Genomic DNA, 1,136 nt, shown 5'->3' with positions numbered 1-1,136 from the left:
ATAAAGTTATTTATGGTTACATCATCGTTATAGTCGAAAAACAATCACAAGATATTCGTGTCGATCAAAGTCATAAGGATTTCATCGCTCATTTTTACAGTCTAGCCTTCGTTGCCATAATCTTTGACTGGATCAATAATGACATGAAAGATGATCCTAAAGAAATAGTTGACCAAATCAGTGTTTTAATAACGGGTGATTTTCAAAAAGCATTACAAAATTATGCGAAATGATTTATCAAGGTACTGTATTCTTTCTCGAATTTAGTTATAACGAATATCAACTAAATTGGTTAAAGGATTCCGTCGTCCGCAAAAAATCTGTGGGCCACTGAGGGCTCACAGATTTTTTACTCCCGACTATATTTCCTGATTCTAAACAACCACGATTACTCCGATGAAAATATTGAACTTTTAATAAAAAGAGCAGCATCTATTAAGAGATTCAGTCATATTTTACATACCTCGAATACCCTTCAATAGATTCTGTTCTTCTTTTTTATCTATAATTTAAAATTAAAAGATTAACAAGACAAAACACTAGCCCGGAACAGCAAAGTCGATGGGCTTAGCAGTGAAATTTTTCTTAGTGACAAAGTCACTTAGATAAAGGCCGAGATTTGAAACGATTCGTAGAATCGGTTCAAATTCGTGCCCACTACGTTCCAGCCCAATCGACTTTGTTGTGGAGGGCGGCAAATTTAATATCTAAATTATTTTTGACGGCCAACTAAAATCGTTGAACCAACAGTTATTTGATTAACCTGACTCCAATCAATTAAGTTATTATCTACATTAAACAATAACGGTGTCATATTGATAAAAGCTTCTCTTTCTTTGGGAGAAACATCATAAGTCTTCGTAGCATCAATTTGATCAACTAGGTCATAATGCTCCTCAAAATAGTCTAAAACTCTTTGATTAGAGTACTTCTCTTGCTTTAATTGATCCTTAGCTTGTTTTCGTAATTCTTGGACATGATACTCATTGGGAATAACCTTTAAAACGTAACCATTTTTTTTTTTTTTTTTGAACTCATTGTAATTAGCTGGTGTAAATATATCGATAATACCATCGATTGAGTCTGCCTGTATTGGAAGGTGCGCTAACTCACCGATAAACCACTTTACTGGAGTG

General features: G+C 33.9%; 1 protein-coding gene and 1 pseudogene. One reads left to right on the top strand and one right to left on the bottom strand.

Annotation, left to right across the window (positions count from 1 at the left end):
- A partial coding sequence (locus FHL06_RS14485; protein ID WP_192918024.1) for a TetR-like C-terminal domain-containing protein occupies window positions 1–233 on the top strand: 233 nt, incomplete at its 5' end.
- A 479-nt stretch (window positions 234–712) separates the two neighbouring features.
- Here the strand turns inward: FHL06_RS14485 and FHL06_RS14480 are convergent.
- Window positions 713–1,136, bottom strand: a pseudogene (locus FHL06_RS14480) (rRNA (guanine-N1)-methyltransferase); the annotation flags it as partial.

Origin of the sequence: Companilactobacillus halodurans (genome assembly GCF_009600985.1) — a bacterium.
Classification (GTDB): Bacteria; Bacillota; Bacilli; order Lactobacillales; family Lactobacillaceae; genus Companilactobacillus; species Companilactobacillus halodurans.
The sequence above is the reverse complement of the archived record's forward strand: the minus strand, read 5'-3'. Positions and strand labels throughout refer to the sequence as shown.